The organism is Metabacillus bambusae (genome assembly GCF_017497975.1).
In the GTDB taxonomy this organism is placed as follows: domain Bacteria; phylum Bacillota; class Bacilli; order Bacillales; family Bacillaceae; genus Metabacillus; species Metabacillus bambusae.
This window is the reverse complement of the sequence record NZ_JAGDEL010000038.1, coordinates 1-17,916: the sequence shown is the minus strand read 5'-3', so window position 1 is coordinate 17,916 and position 17,916 is coordinate 1. Positions and strand designations below refer to the sequence as shown.

Below are 17,916 nucleotides of genomic sequence, written 5' to 3'. Positions count from 1 at the left end.
AATTTTATAATTTTCTACATATCAAAAAAGGTTACCATCGGCAATAAACCAATCGGTAACCCTTGCTCTTATACATATTGTTTTTATTCCTTTACACGACCAATCGATATTCCTTGTCCAATCTGCAGGATTATGGATTCCAAATTTAGATCACTTGCCATGCGATAATTAAAAGCACGTATGAATGATACTATTACCAACATATATATCGATTACAAATTACGATACCACTGAGCGGCAGCTTCAACTTCTTCCATTGTCAATTGATGACCTCTATTTTCCCAATGAAGTTCTACATTTGCATTTGCTTTCTCTAATAACGATTCAAGTTCAGAAGATTCTTTAGGCGAGCAGATTGGATCATTTGTCCCAGCTGCAATAAACACAGACTTTCCTGACAAATCAGGAAGTTCAATTCCTTTTCTCGGTACCATTGGATGATGAAGAATTGCACCCTTTAATGCATTTTGGTAGTGAAATAATAAACTTGCAGCAATATTGGCCCCATTTGAATAACCAATAGCAATAATATTATCTCGGTCAAAACTATACTTTTCAGCTGCTTCATCAAGAAACTCATTTAATTCCTTCGTACGGAAGATTAGGTCTTCTTCATCGAACACACCTTCAGCTAGTCTTCGAAAGAATCGAGGCATTCCATTTTCTAATACATTCCCTCTAGCGCTTAACACTGAAGCTTTATCATCAATTCTTCCCGCAAGAGGTAGTAGGTCTAATTCATTTCCACCAGTTCCATGAAGTAATAATAACGTTGGTTTCGTTAGATCTTTTCCTTTATTAAATATATGCTTCATTATTTATCTCCCTCCAGAACACGAACCTCCACACTAGGTAACGTTTCTTCTAATTCTTCTCGTTTTGATTCTAGCCATGATGGTAACATGAGTTTATTTCCAATTTCAGTAACAGGTTCATCAACTGAAAAGCCTGGTGGGTCTGTCGCTATTTCAAAAAGTATACCCCCTTGTTCATGGAAATACACTGCTTTGAAATAGTTCCGGTCACGAACTTCAGTCGGATAAAACTCCTTGTCTTGAAGTAGAGCTCTCCATCTTAGCAGATCTTCTTCATCCTTTGCCCTCCATGCGATATGGTGAACAGTTCCAGCTCCCATTAGCCCACGAACCGAAGGAGTTAGTTTAATATCAATTATATTTCCTAGATTCCCTTCAGATCTAAATCTAAGAAATCCCTCTTCATCGCCAATGCATTCGAGTCCCAATATATTTTCTAGAACCTCCGCAGTTTTATTAGGCTGTGCTGAAATTAAAACAGCTCCTCCAAAACCTTTAATTGCATTTTCTGCTTGAATTCCTCCAAAGGTCCAATTATTTATTGGTCCTTCCTTTCTTTCAATAAGTTCAAGCTGGAGTCCGTCAGGATCAGTAAATTTCAAAGATCGTTCACCAAAGCGTTGGGAAAAACTAAATTCAATGCTAAATTTTTGTAAACGTTGTTCCCAGAAATGAATGGATCCTCCTGGAATAATAAAGCTAATAACTCCGACCTGTCCTGTCCCAATTCGACCTTTTAACTGATTAGCCCATGGAAAAAAAGTCATAACAGTTCCTGGTTCACCAGTTCCATTACCAAAATAGAGATGATACACTTCTGGACGATCAAAATTTATCGTCTTTTTTACAAGTCTTAACCCAAGTACGCCCGCATAAAAGTCAATATTTCTTTGTGCATCGTTAACCATCGCTGTTATATGATGGATACCAGGTGTTTTTTGCACTCTCATCTTCTCCATTCTTTTCATAGGTTTTGATTCTAGGAATTAATTTGGTCGCTCTATGGAAAACATCTCACCTATTTTCGCATAATTTGTACCAGCTAATCTGCTCACAGCAGCTAAACCCCTCGGATCAATTCTTCCATTTTCATAAATGCTATTTTCAATATGAAATTGAACAACTTTTCCGATGATAAGATCACACCCAGGTAAGTCCAAGCCTCCCAATTCTAAAGAATGTTCTAAAATACATTCCATTCGAATTTTGGCTTCTTTTACACCAGGTACCGAAATTTCCTTACTATCAACAGGAGTTAATTTGCCTAGCTCCACTTCACTTTGATCAGGAGGAAGATTCGCTGCTGTTTTATTTACTTTTTCAACATTTTGTTCATCAACTATATGAATGACAAACTCCTTTGAATCGATGATATTTCTCGCTGTATCCTTTTGTCTTCCCTCTGACCGTTGAATTGATAATGAAATCATCGGGGGATTTGAAGATACGATATTAAAGTAGCTAAATGGTGCCCCATTTAAAACACCATCCTTTGAAAGTGTTGTGACAAAAGCAATAGGTCTAGGTATTATGCTACCTATTAGAAATTTATAGTTTTCTCTTTCGGTATTATTAGTAGGGTCAATTGATAGCAAAGAAATCACTCCTTCACGTAAAGTGAGACTTCCATCAGGAGGTGTTTTTCCTACTGATGGTGTGATGAGACTTATCGGATCTTCACAGGAAGTTTCCATCAACTATCTAATTTATTAATCAAATCTCGATAGAGGGGATTACTGCCCGTTATGATTGGGATAAAATTAATCTAACTCTCTTACTTCAAATGGTAGTAAACCTCGTTCAATCTGCCCTCTAAATTGTTCATACTTTTCAGGTAACATTAATTTATCTCCCATTGTCGCTACGGATTCATCGTGTGCAAATCCAGGAGGATCTGTTGCAATTTCAAATAGAATTTCCCCATGTTCTCTAAAGTAAATGGCATTAAAATAGTTTCTATCTTGTACAGGAGTTACACCATAGCCATTTGCTGCAACATATTTTTGCCAATTCAATTGGTCTTGGTCATCAATTGCTCGCCATGCAATGTGGTGTACTGTTCCTATCCCCATTTGCCCACGTCCTATTGATGTTAATTTTAAATCAATTACATTTCCGATTTCTGCAGAAGAACGAAAACGGATAAAGTCCCCTTCCTTTGAAATAAGTTCGAGTCCCATAACCTTTTCTAATAATTCCGCAGTTTTATTTGGCTGAGTGGATAATAGAGTTGCTCCACCAAATCCTTTTATAGCAACTTCTGGAGTTAATCCTCCAAAGTTCCATGAATTGGCTTCCCCTTCTTCCCTTTCAACAATTTCCAAGTGAAGCCCATGTGGATCATCAAATTCCAAATATCGTTCCTCAAATCTTTCCATAACAGTAAAAGGGACATTGAATTTTTCTAGTCTTTTTTTCCAGAAGTCCATTGCACCTTTTGGAACAACAAAAGACGTAACTCCGACTTGACCGTCTCCTATAACTCCTTGACTAGCTCCAGCCCATGGAAAAAAGGTAATGATTGTTCCTGGTTTTCCACCTTCATCACCAAAATAAAGGTGGTAAGTACCTGGGTCATCAAAATTGACGGTTTGTTTTACTAAACGTAGACCTAAAACACCTGCGTAGAAATCAACATTCTCTTGAGGATGACCAACTATTGCCGTAATGTGGTGAATACCCATTGTTTTTTTACTCATTGTATTTTCACTCCTTTTTAAAAATTAATTAGTTTCTTTTAAATATAGGCTGTTTTCTAAGAGATTGTTGCTTTTAAAACAAAAACTAATTCATGTTGATTGGAGCGGAAGTGCGAGACTCCTGCGGGAGCAGCGGGACAGGTGAGACCCCACAGGCGTTTACGCCGAGGAGGCTCACCGCCCGCCCCGCGGAAAGCGAGCATCTCTCGCTGCAATCAACCAAACCGCATTACTTGGAAAATTGCAACAAAGTTTGGGAAACAGCCTAAATATAAGTAACAAATTCGTTCACTGGTTTACAATACCCTCTTGGTTTTCGACTATCTACTTTCTCTTTCCCACTTGTAATCATTATCAACTTTGTTTTGATCATTTATTTTTAGTATATTTTTGACAGCTTCAGCATCAAACTCAATAATAAGACAGGTATCCCATCCTTTGTTCTTAACGGTTATATATTTTCAATTAAAGTATTTTTACTTCGAGATATTTTAGAATAAAAAAGCATCGAGACTATATTGACCAGCACCTATTAAAGCTATACCGATAGCAACTGCAAGCAAGGTTAGATTATATTCGTAACCATTTGATGTTGCCCATAACCCATTTGGAGCGTGCACCTTAACAATAGCCATTAACATAGTTCCTGCAATCATAATTCCAGCAAGTGGAGTTAAAAATCCTAAAGCAAATAAAATTCCTCCAATAAGTTCTACTAATCCCGCGAACAGAGCCATAGTTACTCCTGGCTTCATACCAATTGATTCAAACCAACCACCTGTCCCTTTTAATCCATAACCACCGAACCAACCAAACAATTTTTGAGCACCGTGACCAATAAATAAAGCACCAATTACCAATCTAATTATTAATAATCCAATATCTAACATAATTAATTTCCTCCAATTTATTTATTTTATCTCGATTTCGAGATATATGAATATAAAAAATTATTTTTCCAATCTTGCTTTTACTTTCTTCAAAAGAAAGACCAAATCCTCTACCTCATTAGGGTGCAAAGAATTAAAAGCATTATCAACTAATTCCTCATGTTCTGGCATTAATATATTCATTAATTCAAGACCATTTTCAGTTAATGTTACATGGACAACTCTTCGATCATCAGGACAAGCATTCCTTTTTATTAGACCTTTTTGTTCCAATTTATCAATAACATATGTCATTGAACTACTTGAGATTAGAATACTTTTAGCAATTTGCTGGATTGTTTGTTTACCTTTATGAAAAAGTACCTCTAAAACTGAAAACTCCGTAATACTTAAGTTGTTTTGAGCCGTGTCATCCCTTATTTGTTCCTGAAATGCTCTTGCGGTTTGCATTAGCAATAAAAATGGATGATTAGTGCATTTTCTTTCCATGAGACACCTCCTTATAATTTTATCTCGAATTAAATAATCTCGAATATGAGATAATTTTAATATCTATTTTATCTTTTGTCAATAGCTTTTCGAATGTCTAAAAAACTTTTACAAATTAATAAATTGTTGATCAATATTTAGATTTATTGCTTTAGGTAAGTTTCTATTAAATTCTCATCATTTATTTTTTGAAGCATCTATTTCATCTTTTTAAAAAAGGCTGTTTTCGCAAACTTTGTTGCTATTTACCAAGTAATGCGGTTTGGTTGATTGCAGCGAGAGTTGCTCGCTTTCCGCGGGGCGGGCGGTAAGCCTCCTCGGCGTAAACGCCTGCATGAGTCTCACCTGTTCCGCTACTCCCGCAGGAGTCTCGCAATCCGTTCCAATCAACTTGAATTAGTTTTTGTTTTAAAAGGAACAATCTCTTAGAAAAGAGCCTTAAAAAATAAAAAAGGATACCATCGGCAATAAACCAATTGGTATCCCTTCAATCAATATCATTTAGTAGGCTCAAACTTAACCACTAATCGTAATAAGAGACGAATTGAATCGGTAGAAACTATTGACGGTTAAAAAACATTCCTGTTATTCTAAGTCCATTGCTGAGTACCGTCATTAGGCGAGGCATCTGTGGTGGAGACACCCTGCTCCCCAGAACAATGCACTTTTTTGATAAAAATCACGAAAATCTAAATTAGTTTCTGCAACCAATAAATCTTAAATTTTATATCATCCTGATAGTTGGAGGCGTTTTTTTGAATGTTATAGTAAAAAAATTTAAAAGAATGACTTATAAACAAATTCTTTTTTACACCATACTAACACTTTGTTTTGCCGTCTCAATTGTTTTTGTTAATCACAATTATTCATTCTATGAACGTCCTATAGCCAAAGTCATCGAAACGAACTTGGAAGATACAACTGAAAGTATTGATATCCATGATAACGAAGATAAGATATTTACTCAGAGTATAATAGCCGAAATGAAAAATGGAGAAGAAAAAGGACATCTTATCCATTTAACTAATGAGTATTCATCATCCGGAGGCTATGATCAAGAATATCATGTTGGAAATGATTTGTTTGTTTCGATTGATACAAACACAGTACAAAATACAGAGTTAACTGGAACCATAAATGACGTAAAACGTGATAAATATGTTTTGATTATTGCATGGATTTTTATCTTCACTTTACTTTTCGTTGGAAAAAAGCAAGGGTTGTTTTCTATTATAAGTTTGGCAGTTAATGCCATTTTATTATCATATTCATTAGATATTTATCTGAATACATCAAACATGAGTTTGTTATTGATATGCAGTATAAGTGTTATTTTATTTACTTGCATTTCTTTGTTACTCGTTAACGGTTTTAATGAAAAAACATTTGCAGCTATTGTTGCGACCTTGTTAGGAACTTTTATTTCGTTGTTAATTACCTATCTTGTTATGTGGTTAACTGCCGAAGAAGGACTTCGATATGAAGAAATGCAATTTCTAACTCGGCCTTATAAAATGGTGTTTATGGCAGGGGTATTAATCGGATCTTTAGGAGCCGTAATGGATGTAGCCATTACAATGTCTTCTTCTATCTTTGGGTTATATGAAAATAATAATAACATCCCAATAAAAGCACTGAAAACGTCAGGATTGGATATTGGTAAAGATATTATGGGAACCATGACAAATATATTGTTTTTTGCATATATAAGTGGTTCCATTCCAATGCTTATTTTATATTTGACGAATGATTCTCCATTGGCGTTTACACTTTCCATGAACCTTTCATTGGAATTAGCTCGAGCCTTAGCGGGTGGTATTGGAATCGTGTTAACGATTCCGATAGGTTTATATACGTCTATTTTTTTCGTTAATCGAAAGAGGGCAAGATTATGAATGTATTAGTATTACTGGCAGCCATTTTATTTCTATTGATGATCCTTATTGGTGGAAAAAAAGGGGCACGATCTTTTATTGCTTTATTTTTAAACTTTGGTGTACTCTTTCTTACTATACTTTTTATGACAGACCCAAATGTTGATCCGATTACCTTAACAGTGATTTCATCTACAGTGATTAGTTGTATCACTCTATTTTATATTAATGAAGTGAACCGTAAAACAACAACTGCATTCATTTCAACTATTATCACCATTGTTATTTTACTCTTTTTTATTGTTATCGTGACAGAAAATTCCATGATTCAGGGGTTTGGTGAAGAAGAAATAGAGGAGCTTAGCATGTTTTCCATTTATATTGGAGTAGACTTTGTTAAAGTTGGAGCTGCCATGATTATCATGAGTACAATAGGTGCGATTACTGATGTTGCCATTTCGATTGCATCTCCAATGCGCGAAATATCTCATCATAATCCATTAATTAGTAGGAAAGATTTATTCACATTTGGATTAAGTATTGGGAAGGATATCTTAGGAACAAATACGAATACGTTATTTTTCGCCTTCTTTGGAGGCTATCTGGCATTGCTTATATGGTTTAAAGATTTATCTTATTCTGTTGGGGAAATAGTAAATTCAAAAGTATTTAGTGTTGAAATGATAACTATACTTTGTGCCGGAATTGGTATAGCTCTGGTTATTCCAATTACTTCGTTTATAACTGCATATTTTTTTGTGAAAACAAGAGACAATAACCTTAAATAGGCTTTATGATAATAAAGTGCAAACTACAATGTATTCATTTTTGAAATACGAAAATGCCACATCTTGAAGATGCTGTAGGTGCTTTATAGGTTAAGCTAATATCTGTAGAAATTGCGTTTTTTGAAGAACCTTTTGTACCATATCCAATAGTTGGTCACAACTAAGTGTTTTGCTGATAAATAGAAGGAAACCCCATCTTCCATAATGGTAAGGTTGGGTTTTTCTTCTAAATCATTGGAGAACTATTAATGGTATATTACCAGTTAACCTAAGTACAAACCTTCACAATCTTTTCTAGACATTAACATAATAATGGTTTAACTTATTTTTTAATAGATATTTATTATTTCAGTTGAATTAGGATCTTCAACACTCGCGCCAATTTGTTGAAGAAGTGACTGTATTTTATCTAGAATAGATACATCTATCAGTTGAAAATGAATCGTGCTCGCGAACTGTTGTACAGTAATCGTTATTCAATTAAACAAATCGCGGACATGCTTGGATATCCTGATCCATATAGCTTCTCGAAAGCGTTCAAAAAATATTACAAAATGCCGCCTTCTCAGTTTGTTTAGTGATTTCGCCACTTTCTACTCCAAGGAGTTTTAAAGAATCCATAATAGTCACAAAACAAAAAGATAAGTTACAATAAAACTATTTTTTTGGGTGGTAAATGGTAAAAGAGGGACTTGAGTCAAGTAAAAAGCGTGGAAAACAATTAGATAGACCTAAGTTAGATTTTTAACTTTTATTGGTAATTATCTGACAGACTAGAGCAGGAACCGTCTCAATAGGCCAAAATGGTTAAAAGGCTCGTTAGAATAGTAGCCTTTTATTTTATTGGGAACAAGCTAGATACATCCTTCCGGTTCGTAACTTATTTAGTTAAACTTTTTTCGAACTGCAGCTATTCCTAACAAAAGCAATGGAATAAAAAGCCCGAATATTGAAAAGTACAATGGCCATACGTCTAGAACATGGGTAGATATATAGACGATATTTGGACTGACTATAAGGGAAAGGACATAAATAATCATCCCTAAAGGGAAGACAAGCACCCGATAATCTTTCAGTTTCAATATTTGGGCCAGACTTAAATTAGATACATAAAAGCAAATGGTCAGTTTAAAAAAGATAGAAATAAACCACATAATTGCTACGATGGCTTCTATCCTCTGAACAAAATTCCCTATATTTATTTTTTGGGCCAGAATATAGCTTGGGTTTAAATATCTCGATGTTTGATCTGCACCCTCAACCAGAATAGCTAGAGCCGTCAGAACGATTAACACTATCCCTCCCATCAATGTTCCCATAAAAAAGGCCTTTCCTGCTTTTTTTGGATGATTCACATAAGGGAAGATCATCAAAAAAATACACAGCTCGAGGAAAGGAAACCCGATAAATAGAAATGCACTCTGTAATACAGGCTTCATTCCCTCTTCAAGGATTGGCTGAATTTTTTCTAGTTCAATTTGAGGAGAAATAAAGATGACAAGAAAAAGAAAAAGAACAATAAACAATGGGAATAAAATTTCTCCCGCGCGCGCTAATGTTTCAAGCCCATAGCGTGTTCCCATCATGACAATAGTAAGATAAACAAAGTGGATAGCTTCAATTGGCGTTTCCGGCATGATTTGCGTTGTCATGAAATCCCCTATATTTCGAAGGACGAATGCACCTAGAACAAATGGATAGGTGAAAAATAGAAGAGAGATGGCTTTTCCAATCCATTTCCCAAGTATCTTTTCAATATATTCAACTAAAGTCATTTCCGGAAATAAACTTCCTAGTGTTTGATATAACCAAACTAACAAAAGTCCTACTGCCAATGCAAAAATTCCAGCCAACCAAGCATCCTGTTTGGCTTTCGCAGCAAGCATGGAGGGGACCAATATAAGAGAGCTTCCAGTCGTAAACAAAAACACCAAAATGGTAAATTGCCAACCCCAAATTTTACCTTTTTCCAGCATCCTCATTCACTCCTTTCCTTACGCTCTACTTCCAGAGCCAGCGCTTTTGTTTGTATAGGTATCATTTCATTATTAAATCACTTAGGGGCTTACAAATTGTTATAATCAAATCAAAAGGATTGGGAATATTTACATCAAACCCTTGAGCAATACTTAACCCGCTCCCACAAAGTAGCAAAAGTAAAAAAAAACCTAATTCTTTTTTCTGCTTTTTCTTCAAAAGCGGCGGTACTTCCAGAACAATGATCAAAATCGCTATGAGAAGTATTCCTAAAATGACCCACATATTGAACTGCCCCTTTATTGTTCTAGTTTTGGTTAATTCTACTTTAATCGATCTAACGTTTTATACAAAAAAGCCTAGTTTATCTGTTCATTCGCTTTTGTACCTTTTGCGTACGAACGTAACCGTTAACAATATTAAAGGCAATAACAGTCCGAAAGTCGATCCATACATCGGCCAGATTTCGGTATCAAATGTTTGTAAATAAATAACATCCGGATGCATTACTAACGTTGCCGGTATCATAATCATTCCGAACGGAAGTATTAAAAAACGATAACTTTCTAACTTTAACATTTGTGCGAACCCTATAACGGATCCGTAAAAATAGATTGTCATTTTAATAAAAACCGAAAGAATCCACATTATTGCAATGATTACCTCAATTCGTTGTACGAATTTGCCAACATTAATTTTCTGAGCTAAAACATAACTGGGATATAAATATCTTGCAGTATGGTCAGGACCAAGCACCAAAATACATAAAATAACCATAATGAATAATATTATTCCTCCAATACATGCACCAATCAAAAATGCTTTACGACCCTTTTTCAATTGATTAACACGAGCAGGAAAGATCATTAGCAAAGCAACAAAAGGTATAAACGTAAAACTCCAAAAATGTAAGATTGACAACATTATCGGCTTTGTCCCTGACTCGAATACTGGCTCTACGTTCTTCCACTCGATCTGCGGGGAAATAAAAATCACTAGAAAGAAAAATAAAAATAAAAACCAAAAAATGAAAATTTCTGCGGAACGAGCTATCACTTCAAGGCCGAGCCAAGTTCCCATCATAACAACGCTAAAAAAGAGGATGATGATAAATTCAATCGGTGTTTCAGGCATCCATTGCGTTGTCATAAAATTCGCTATATATATAAGTAAAGCTGACGCATTATGAAACAGAAACAAAACGATGGTAAAAGAAATGAATAAACCAAGCCATTTACCAAACGTATGTTCAACCATTTCGACAAGGGACATATTGGGAAAGAAACCTGCCAAAGCATTGTATAACATGATAATTAAAGTTCCCACTCCTATACCTAATAGCGGTACTATCCAGGCATTCTGGTTCAACTCGGCAGCAAGAAGGGACGGCAACACCAAAATTCCTGAGCCAATTGTAAATAAGATGACTAATACCATAAATTGGCGTACCGATATTTTACCTTTGTCTAGCATTTTTTTCACACCTTCTCTGTTCCTTCTTAAGCGTTCAAATAATCACTTTACAAAAAGAAATTACTCCTTTATTTTTTCATTAGGAGAATTTCCTATTTTACCTATCCTGCGAATCTGTACGTCTGCTTTTACTTCTACTGGCATGTCGGCAAATTTTTCATCCCATTCTTTTTTAACCTTCTTCCAATAGTCGGGATTCGAACGGTGAATTGCCTCACCAAAGCCAAACACATCGACTTTAAATTCTTCCTGGACCGACTTTATCGATGATTCAACTAACTTTTTCACATCTTTATTCGATTTCTTTTCCAAATCATCTATCGTTTTCGTTTTCGTCAAATCAAGCTTCTTACATTGAACATCGCCAACATTTCCTTCAATCTTAATTTCAACTATTCCTTTTGGTGATCCATTTTCCACTTTGGCTTTCAGATCAGTTTTCGTTCGAATCACCTCAATTGCTACATCCCCTTTTCCTTCTGGACAAGGGACTTCACCAATCGTACTTTTTACATTACCCAGAACGTAATTAACCGCTTTACTCTCACTCTCGTTCAACCAGCCAATTAGTTTTTCCCCTTTAAACACGGCAAGCTCTGAATACTGTAAATCAACATCTGGATCAATTTGTTGAACATTATTTAATTTTTCTCCCTCTTGTACATCCCCTCTTATCTGAATTCCGCTTAAACTAGGCTGCATTCCCTCGCTCACAAGTTCCGATATCAGTTCATCCAATGTCACGGCTACCGTAGGCGCCCACGCTTTCTCGGACGTTTCGAGAGATGTAAACAGTTTGCTTGCGGGAATATCTTCTAAAGCCGGCAATACTTTCAGCGCGTTTTCCGCTTTCATATCTTTCGCAACCGCTACGTAAAAATCGGTTCGCAGTTCATGATCCCTTGATAAAAAATCCAAGACTTCACCAATTCCATCTTCAGCTAATTCTTCTCCAATTACGAGAATTCGCAAATGGGGAAAATAAATTTTTCTAGGCGAAATCGTTGTCATTCTTCTTGCCGCCTCAAAAACCGTGGTTCCTTTTTCCGTATAGGTTATAACTGGTAATTTCTGGCCGGCAGCTCTTGTAGCCGCAACCGCTCCTGGAATGACGACCTGTGCGGTAAGAACATATTGATCCTCCGATTTATCGATCGCCAATCCGACCGTGATGGCGAGTTCATTCAATTCCCGTCGGTTCCAACAACCGGACAAAAGGTTAAGTAAAAGGATGATAATAACAAGCACTCCGATTTTTCTTCTCACTTCCGAGCCCTCTTTCTTAAGTTCTCAAGCATTTTGTTACTTCCTCATCTATTTCAATAAACTCATTATTAAATCACTTAGTGGCTTGTAAATTATTGCGATCCAATCGAGAGGATTTGGAATATTTAAATCTAAACTCTCTGCAATACTTAACCCGACCCCAAAAAGAAGCAGCAGTGAAAACACCCATGATTCCTTTTTCTGTTTTTTTTCCAAGAGTGGTGGTACTTCTAGAACAATGATCAAAGTCGCTACGAGAAGTATTCCCGCAATAACCCACATAACGAATTGCTCCTTTAATTTTTCTAGGAAAGAATTCCGGTCTAAACGAAGTGTTGCATTCTCACATCAACCCTTACTTCTACCGGCATGACTGTAAATCGTTCATTCCCTTGATTTGATCTTCGTACAATCCTATTTTTGTTCCCGTTGCTCCGGCTTTGGTGAAGGAGTATCTTCCCGTTCGACATTTTTCTGGCTAATTAAGCGAGGACGTGAAAATAATCCCCAACGCGGTAAACGGAGAATAGCATCCTTTTGATCCTCTGCAATAAACGGAGCGAACGGAGTCATATATGGCACACCAAACGACCGTAAACTGCATAAGTGAAGAATAAGAGCAATCAAGCCGACTATTATCCCGAATAAACCAAAAGATGCAGCAAGTCCCATAATGACAAAACGCAACATTCTTACCGCAATGGCAAGATTGAAAGAACTGACAATAAAGCTTGAAATTGCCGTAATCGCCACGACAATGACCATTGCTGCGGAAACAATGCCGGCTTCGACCGCCGCCGTTCCAATTACTAGTGTCCCAACAATCGAAACCGCTTGTCCAATCGTTCTCGGCATTCGAACACCAGCTTCCCGCAAAATTTCAAAGGTGATTTCCATCATGAGCGCCTCTATGAAAGCAGGAAAGGGAACCCCCTCATGTTGAGCAGCCACGTTAATAAGCAACGGAGTCGGCAACATTTCTTGATGAAACGTCGTGACGGCGATGTATAACGATGGGCCGAGTAGAGCAATAAAAAATCCAATGTATCGAAGAATACGGAGAAGCGTAACAATATCCGCCCGTTGATAATAATCATCCGCTGTCTGAAAAAATTGAATAAACAGTGCCGGCACTATAAGAGCATGCGGGGCCCCGTCAACAAATATGGCGATACGCCCCTCCAATAGGGCAGCGGCTGTAACATCAGGACGCTCTGTATTGAAAATAGTAGGGAAGGGTGTGTAAGCCTCATCCTGAATCAACTCTTCAACATAGCCGGTTTCCAAAATGCTATCAATTTCGATACGATCGAGACGCTTCCGAACTTCATTTACCACTTTGTCGTTGACAATTCCATTTATATATGCGATTGAAACGTCGGTTTTCGTCACTTTCCCAATTTTCTGCGTTTCCAACCATAGGTTGCGATCATTGATTTTACGTCGCAACAAAGCAGTATTGGTGCGTAAACTTTCGGTATAAGCTTCTTTTGGACCGCGTACCGTATTTTCGGTTGTGGCCTCCATCACGCCGCGGTCTTTCCCTCCCTGCATTCCCATCGCAAAACCTTGTGTATAACCGTCCAGTAAAAGGATAACATTACCAGAAAATAGATAGGTAAAAAGAGTGTTGTAATCGGTTAAATCTTTTAAATCTCCGACCGCCAAAACAGAATTTTTTAATAGCAAAATTGGGTTCTCATCAGAAGACAACTTTTTGTCGATATCGCTTTTCTGTAAATCTAACATTAAAGATTCCAGAATGAAATTTTGAATCGAGGGTACATCAATTAAACCTTCAATATAAACGATCCCTGCCTTTAGCTTCCTTTCTTTACCAATTAGAATTTCCCGGATGATTAGATCACTACTTTTGCCGAGTGCTTCTTTTATTGTTTGTATATTTTCTTCAAGATTTGATTTTAACCCGTCCCTCTGTGTTGACTCTTGTGTTTGATTATTTTGCGAAGGCAAAGATTGCTTCCAACGATTTGTAAATGTTTTTTTAAAATGTCTCATAATTCTCCCTCTGACACTTTTTAATTATTATTCCCAACATTAATTGGTAATACCCCCTACATTTACAAAGCATTGTCTACTTTTCTAACATTGATGTTTTATCTCTTTTTTAATGCTTAGGAAATTATATATGGCATGAACTGTGGATAAGTACTTTGACATCCAGCTTCAACATTTGACATGCGTATTTTTAGAATACATATATTTTTAAGCTATTTTTTAAAAATTGTTATAAACTATTAGCTGGTTTTACTTGAATATGGTGTTTATTCAACAATGACTTGTTAATAATGGAGAATGAAATGGTACCTTTCAAAGGAAGGGGAAAAAGAGATGTTGGAAAATGGGAAAATTGGTGTACAACAATTTATGATTCTTGTGATTTTATTTACTGTTGGTACCTCTATCTTACTTGTACCATCATTACTTGTTACTGAAGCGAAACAAGATGGATGGATAGCAGGTATCCTTGGAGTATGTGTAGGTTTATTATCGGTATGGTTATACAATACTTTAGGGAACCTCTTTCCTAATAAGACCTTGGTTGAATATAGTGAAGAAATTCTTGGAAAATGGATAGGGAAAGCGATATCTCTTTTATTTTTTAGTTTTTCTTTTACCCTTACGGCTCTCGTTTTGAGGAATTTAGGGGATTTCATGACAACTCAAATTATGCCGGAAACACCTATTGAATCCCTTCATATTATTTTTTTATTTATTGTTATTATGGGAACTCGTTTGGGACTTGAAGTCTTAGCACGTGCTGCAGAGATTTTATTCCCATGGTTTATCAGCTTTTTTCTTTTGCTTGTTTTTTTTCTTTTTCCCGAAATCAAGTTCGAAAACATTCAGCCTATTTTGGAGGAAGGAATAAAACCAGTACTGCGGTCAGCTGTTCCGTTTATTGAGTTTCCTTTTTTAGAACTTGTTATTTTTTTAATGATTTTTCCCTATGTTAATCGGACAAAAGAAGCTAGCAAAGCTTTTTTAGTAGGAACTACGATTGGAGGAATCATTTTAATCATATTAACGGGGTTGGCTATTTTGGTAATAAGTGCAAATTTAACTTCGAGGGATATGTATCCAACCTATGTATTAGCCACAAAAATAAACATTGGTAACTTTTTACAACGAATTGAAGCCATTGTAGCTGTACTGTGGTTTATTTCAATCTATTTTAAACTGACGATTTGTTTTTATACATCAGTTTTAGTCCTTGCTCAAACATTGAAGCTAAATGATTATCGACCACTCACTTTGCCTTTAGGAATGATTCTGATTGTCTATTCTCTTGTAGTGAGTCCAAATATAGTCTATAACATTACAGTTACTCCAAAAGCAATGATACCTCATGGATTAATAGTTGGTTTTTTTCTCCCTTTATTGTTGTTGGGAGTAGCTTTATTTCAAAAAAAACGTCAATCTAAGACGGGATAACGGTTTTTTTTGTAGTTTTATTTCTAATATTATCTTTTAGTTATGAATGGCTTCCACTAACATGGTTTAGGTCTCTTAAAAAGAGCCACCGTTATAAATGGATTTCCATCACTTTCCGCGGGGCGGGCGGAGAGCCTCCTCGGCGTAAACGCTGCATGAGTCTCTCCTGTCCCGCTGCTCAGGCAGGAGTCTCGCAATCCGTTCCAATCAACCTGAAATAGTTTTTGTTTTAAAAGCAACAATCTCTTAGTAAAGAACCTTTTATAATAAGCTATTGTGTTATCACAGAAAGATAGTAACCGCAGAGTAAATCAATAACAAGCACATAATTAACCGAAATGACTTGTCATGTTTGGTGAAAAAGTTTTTGAATAGTGAGCCAAACCCTGACCACAGAAGCAATGCTAACCAGCCTAGAAAAATTGTTAAAGTTAAATAGAAAACAATGGATTTAATAGAATGATTGAACGGCAGAATAAAAGCACTCATCACTGTTAAAAAGAATAAAATGCTTTTGACATTTATAATTTGAAAGATAAAACCTGATAAAAAGGAAGATTTCACATCAGTAAAATTCTCCTTGGAACTTCTTGATAGACCAACCTGCCAAGCCAAATAGAGTAGATATATTGCACCGGCAATTTTAAAATATGGCTCTATAATAGGAACTAAATTGTATAGACCGGTTGTAAATACTCCACTCATAATCCCCAGTACCGCAAATCCTGCCAAGATGCCAATCATGAATCTCCATGACCCTAAAAAGCCAAATCTCCTCGCTTCATTCATCATTAAGATGTTACTTGGACCCGGGGTAATTGATGTAATAATCACATACGAAAGAAACGCTAATATACTCATAGATTCACCTTCAAATTTACTAATTTACGATCGAACAGCTTTTATTGTATGATGATTATAACTATAAATAAAATTGAAATTTAAAAATTCATTATCATTTTTTTCGATACATCATACAACATAAGGAGAAACGATATGGAAATTAGACACCTTATAACATTTCAAGCTATTGTAGAAATAGGAAGTTATACAGCGGCTGCTACGAAGTTAGGTTATACTCAATCTACACTAACCTCTCATATACAGGCCCTTGAACGAGAGATTGGTGGGGAGCTTTTTACTTATGTAAATAGAAATTTGCAACTTACTCATTTAGGTAGGGAATTAATACCTTTAGCGGAGGATTTACTTTCTACTCATGAACAGATTAGGAACATGCGAAGCACCCACGAGGTTAAGGGTGTACTAAAGGTGGCTGCACCAGAGTCTTTAACAATCTCTAGGTTAGGTCCAATAATAAGAGAATATTCCTTAAAATATCCTAATGTTAAATTAATATTTACCAACGGTACATGTGGGCAAAACCAAATTGACTTAATGAGTGGACGAGTAGATGTTGCATTCATGGTCTATCCAGAAATAAAACCTGAAAAGTGCATTCATTATTCGTTAATTGAGGAAAAAATCGTTCTTGTAAATGGAAATAGCGGTCCAGCACATTTTGATGAATATAAAAAAAATAACACCAACCATTATTTCATTACAAATGAAGAAGGCTGTAGTTATCGGTCAATGTTCGAAAGATATCTTTTAAAGCATGGCATGCACAACTTTCAAACAATGGAGCTATGGAGTATAGAAGCAATCAAACAGATTGTAATGAGTGGACTTGGATTTTCTGCCTTGCCATACATTACAGTTAAAGAAGATGTAGAGAATGGTAGTCTAAAAATCTTAACTCATTCTGAAAAATTCGAATCAATTTATTCTCATATGCTGATCAAAAAGAAAAAGTGGTTATCTCCAGCGGTAGAGGCTTTTGTGGAACTTGTTAGAAATTCGATTAGTAAAACTGATAAAGAAATGTTTGTTCAAGATCAAGAAATAGAATTAGTCAAGCAACGCTAAAAAACCTTCCAAAACTCAACAGTATTTTCCATGAACAGCATTATTATAGGTCATTACCTAGCTTGTTTATAATTGTTTCAGCTTTTAAAAAGGAAATAAGCGCTAATCCTTGTTTAAGGAAAGCGCTTGATTGTTGGTCTTATCCCCGTCAAGTAGACAATTAATAAAAGGTTCACTTATTAGGCAGCCTTAGCTCTATATTCAGTAGGGCTAAGGTTATTTAATTTTTTTTGAAAACGTTTATTGTTATAAAACTTAAT

The 17,916-nt window shown here is 35.9% G+C and carries 19 protein-coding genes and 1 pseudogene; 5 read left to right on the top strand and 15 right to left on the bottom strand.

The window, feature by feature from the left end; all coding sequences use genetic code 11:
* Positions 1-212: 212 nt before the first annotated feature.
* The 7 genes and pseudogenes from I7822_RS27970 to I7822_RS27945 form a co-directional block, all read right to left on the bottom strand.
* Positions 213-815 carry an alpha/beta hydrolase gene (locus I7822_RS27970; RefSeq protein WP_207982311.1) on the bottom strand — a complete coding sequence of 201 codons (603 nt, stop codon included), beginning with the start codon at positions 813-815 and terminating at the stop codon, positions 213-215.
* Positions 815-1,759: a ring-cleaving dioxygenase gene (locus tag I7822_RS27965; RefSeq protein ID WP_207982310.1), complete on the bottom strand. Its 945-nt coding sequence runs from the start codon at positions 1,757-1,759 to the stop codon at positions 815-817. Before I7822_RS27965 ends, I7822_RS27970 begins: the two co-directional genes overlap by 1 nt.
* A gap of 42 nt (positions 1,760-1,801) precedes the next feature.
* Positions 1,802-2,410 carry a flavin reductase family protein gene (locus tag I7822_RS27960; RefSeq protein WP_207982309.1) on the bottom strand — a complete coding sequence of 203 codons (609 nt, stop codon included), beginning with the start codon at positions 2,408-2,410 and terminating at the stop codon, positions 1,802-1,804.
* Between the two features lie 165 nt (positions 2,411-2,575).
* A complete protein-coding gene (locus tag I7822_RS27955; protein WP_207982308.1) occupies positions 2,576-3,514 on the bottom strand; it encodes a ring-cleaving dioxygenase in 939 nt (312 codons plus the stop codon).
* 265 nt (positions 3,515-3,779) lie between these two features.
* Positions 3,780-3,969, bottom strand: a pseudogene (locus tag I7822_RS30100) (nitroreductase family protein); the annotation flags it as partial.
* 36 nt (positions 3,970-4,005) lie between these two features.
* Positions 4,006-4,404: a DoxX family protein gene (locus I7822_RS27950; protein ID WP_207982307.1), complete on the bottom strand. Its 399-nt coding sequence runs from the start codon at positions 4,402-4,404 to the stop codon at positions 4,006-4,008.
* Between the two features lie 60 nt (positions 4,405-4,464).
* Positions 4,465-4,893, bottom strand: a complete 429-nt coding sequence (locus I7822_RS27945) for a MarR family winged helix-turn-helix transcriptional regulator (protein WP_207982306.1) — start codon at positions 4,891-4,893, stop codon at positions 4,465-4,467.
* Between the two features lie 755 nt (positions 4,894-5,648).
* On the opposite strand from I7822_RS27945, the gene I7822_RS27940 reads away from it, so the two are divergent.
* From I7822_RS27940 to I7822_RS27930, 3 genes are all read left to right on the top strand, one after another.
* A complete protein-coding gene (locus I7822_RS27940) occupies positions 5,649-6,788 on the top strand; it encodes a YibE/F family protein (RefSeq protein ID WP_372442256.1) in 1,140 nt (379 codons plus the stop codon).
* On the top strand, positions 6,785-7,555 hold the full coding sequence (locus I7822_RS27935) for a YibE/F family protein (protein WP_207982305.1): 771 nt from the start codon (positions 6,785-6,787) through the stop codon (positions 7,553-7,555). Before I7822_RS27940 ends, I7822_RS27935 begins: the two co-directional genes overlap by 4 nt.
* Before the next feature lie 422 nt (positions 7,556-7,977).
* Complete coding sequence (locus I7822_RS27930) at positions 7,978-8,133, top strand: helix-turn-helix domain-containing protein (RefSeq protein WP_307847913.1); 156 nt, start codon at positions 7,978-7,980, stop codon at positions 8,131-8,133.
* A gap of 306 nt (positions 8,134-8,439) precedes the next feature.
* Here I7822_RS27930 and I7822_RS27925 read toward each other — a convergent pair whose 3' ends face one another.
* From I7822_RS27925 to I7822_RS27900, 6 genes are all read right to left on the bottom strand, one after another.
* The gene (locus tag I7822_RS27925; protein ID WP_207982303.1) at positions 8,440-9,531 is read right to left on the bottom strand and encodes a GerAB/ArcD/ProY family transporter; all 1,092 of its coding nucleotides are present in this window, start codon (positions 9,529-9,531) and stop codon (positions 8,440-8,442) included.
* A 61-nt stretch (positions 9,532-9,592) separates the two neighbouring features.
* Entirely contained in the window at positions 9,593-9,817 is a 225-nt protein-coding gene (locus tag I7822_RS27920) for a hypothetical protein (RefSeq protein ID WP_207982302.1), read from the bottom strand.
* An 87-nt stretch (positions 9,818-9,904) separates the two neighbouring features.
* Complete coding sequence (locus tag I7822_RS27915; RefSeq protein WP_207982301.1) at positions 9,905-11,005, bottom strand: GerAB/ArcD/ProY family transporter; 1,101 nt, start codon at positions 11,003-11,005, stop codon at positions 9,905-9,907.
* A 60-nt stretch (positions 11,006-11,065) separates the two neighbouring features.
* Positions 11,066-12,271 (bottom strand): Ger(x)C family spore germination protein, encoded by a 1,206-nt coding sequence (locus tag I7822_RS27910; RefSeq protein WP_207982300.1) that lies wholly within the window; start codon positions 12,269-12,271, stop codon positions 11,066-11,068.
* 48 nt (positions 12,272-12,319) lie between these two features.
* Positions 12,320-12,553: a hypothetical protein gene (locus tag I7822_RS27905; RefSeq protein WP_207982299.1), complete on the bottom strand. Its 234-nt coding sequence runs from the start codon at positions 12,551-12,553 to the stop codon at positions 12,320-12,322.
* Positions 12,554-12,685: 132 nt separating this feature from the next.
* Entirely contained in the window at positions 12,686-14,290 is a 1,605-nt protein-coding gene (locus tag I7822_RS27900; RefSeq protein WP_207982298.1) for a spore germination protein, read from the bottom strand.
* A gap of 333 nt (positions 14,291-14,623) precedes the next feature.
* On the opposite strand from I7822_RS27900, the gene I7822_RS27895 reads away from it, so the two are divergent.
* On the top strand, positions 14,624-15,727 hold the full coding sequence (locus I7822_RS27895; protein ID WP_207982297.1) for a GerAB/ArcD/ProY family transporter: 1,104 nt from the start codon (positions 14,624-14,626) through the stop codon (positions 15,725-15,727).
* A 282-nt stretch (positions 15,728-16,009) separates the two neighbouring features.
* On the opposite strand, the gene I7822_RS27890 is transcribed toward I7822_RS27895, so the two are convergent.
* The gene (locus I7822_RS27890) at positions 16,010-16,588 is read right to left on the bottom strand and encodes a LysE family translocator (protein WP_207982296.1); all 579 of its coding nucleotides are present in this window, start codon (positions 16,586-16,588) and stop codon (positions 16,010-16,012) included.
* A 135-nt stretch (positions 16,589-16,723) separates the two neighbouring features.
* Between I7822_RS27890 and I7822_RS27885 the strand changes: the two genes are divergently transcribed.
* Entirely contained in the window at positions 16,724-17,656 is a 933-nt protein-coding gene (locus I7822_RS27885) for a LysR family transcriptional regulator (protein WP_207982295.1), read from the top strand.
* A gap of 179 nt (positions 17,657-17,835) precedes the next feature.
* Here the strand turns inward: I7822_RS27885 and I7822_RS30790 are convergent, their stop codons facing one another.
* Positions 17,836-17,916 carry an IS3 family transposase gene (locus tag I7822_RS30790; protein WP_372442159.1) on the bottom strand — a complete coding sequence of 27 codons (81 nt, stop codon included), beginning with the start codon at positions 17,914-17,916 and terminating at the stop codon, positions 17,836-17,838.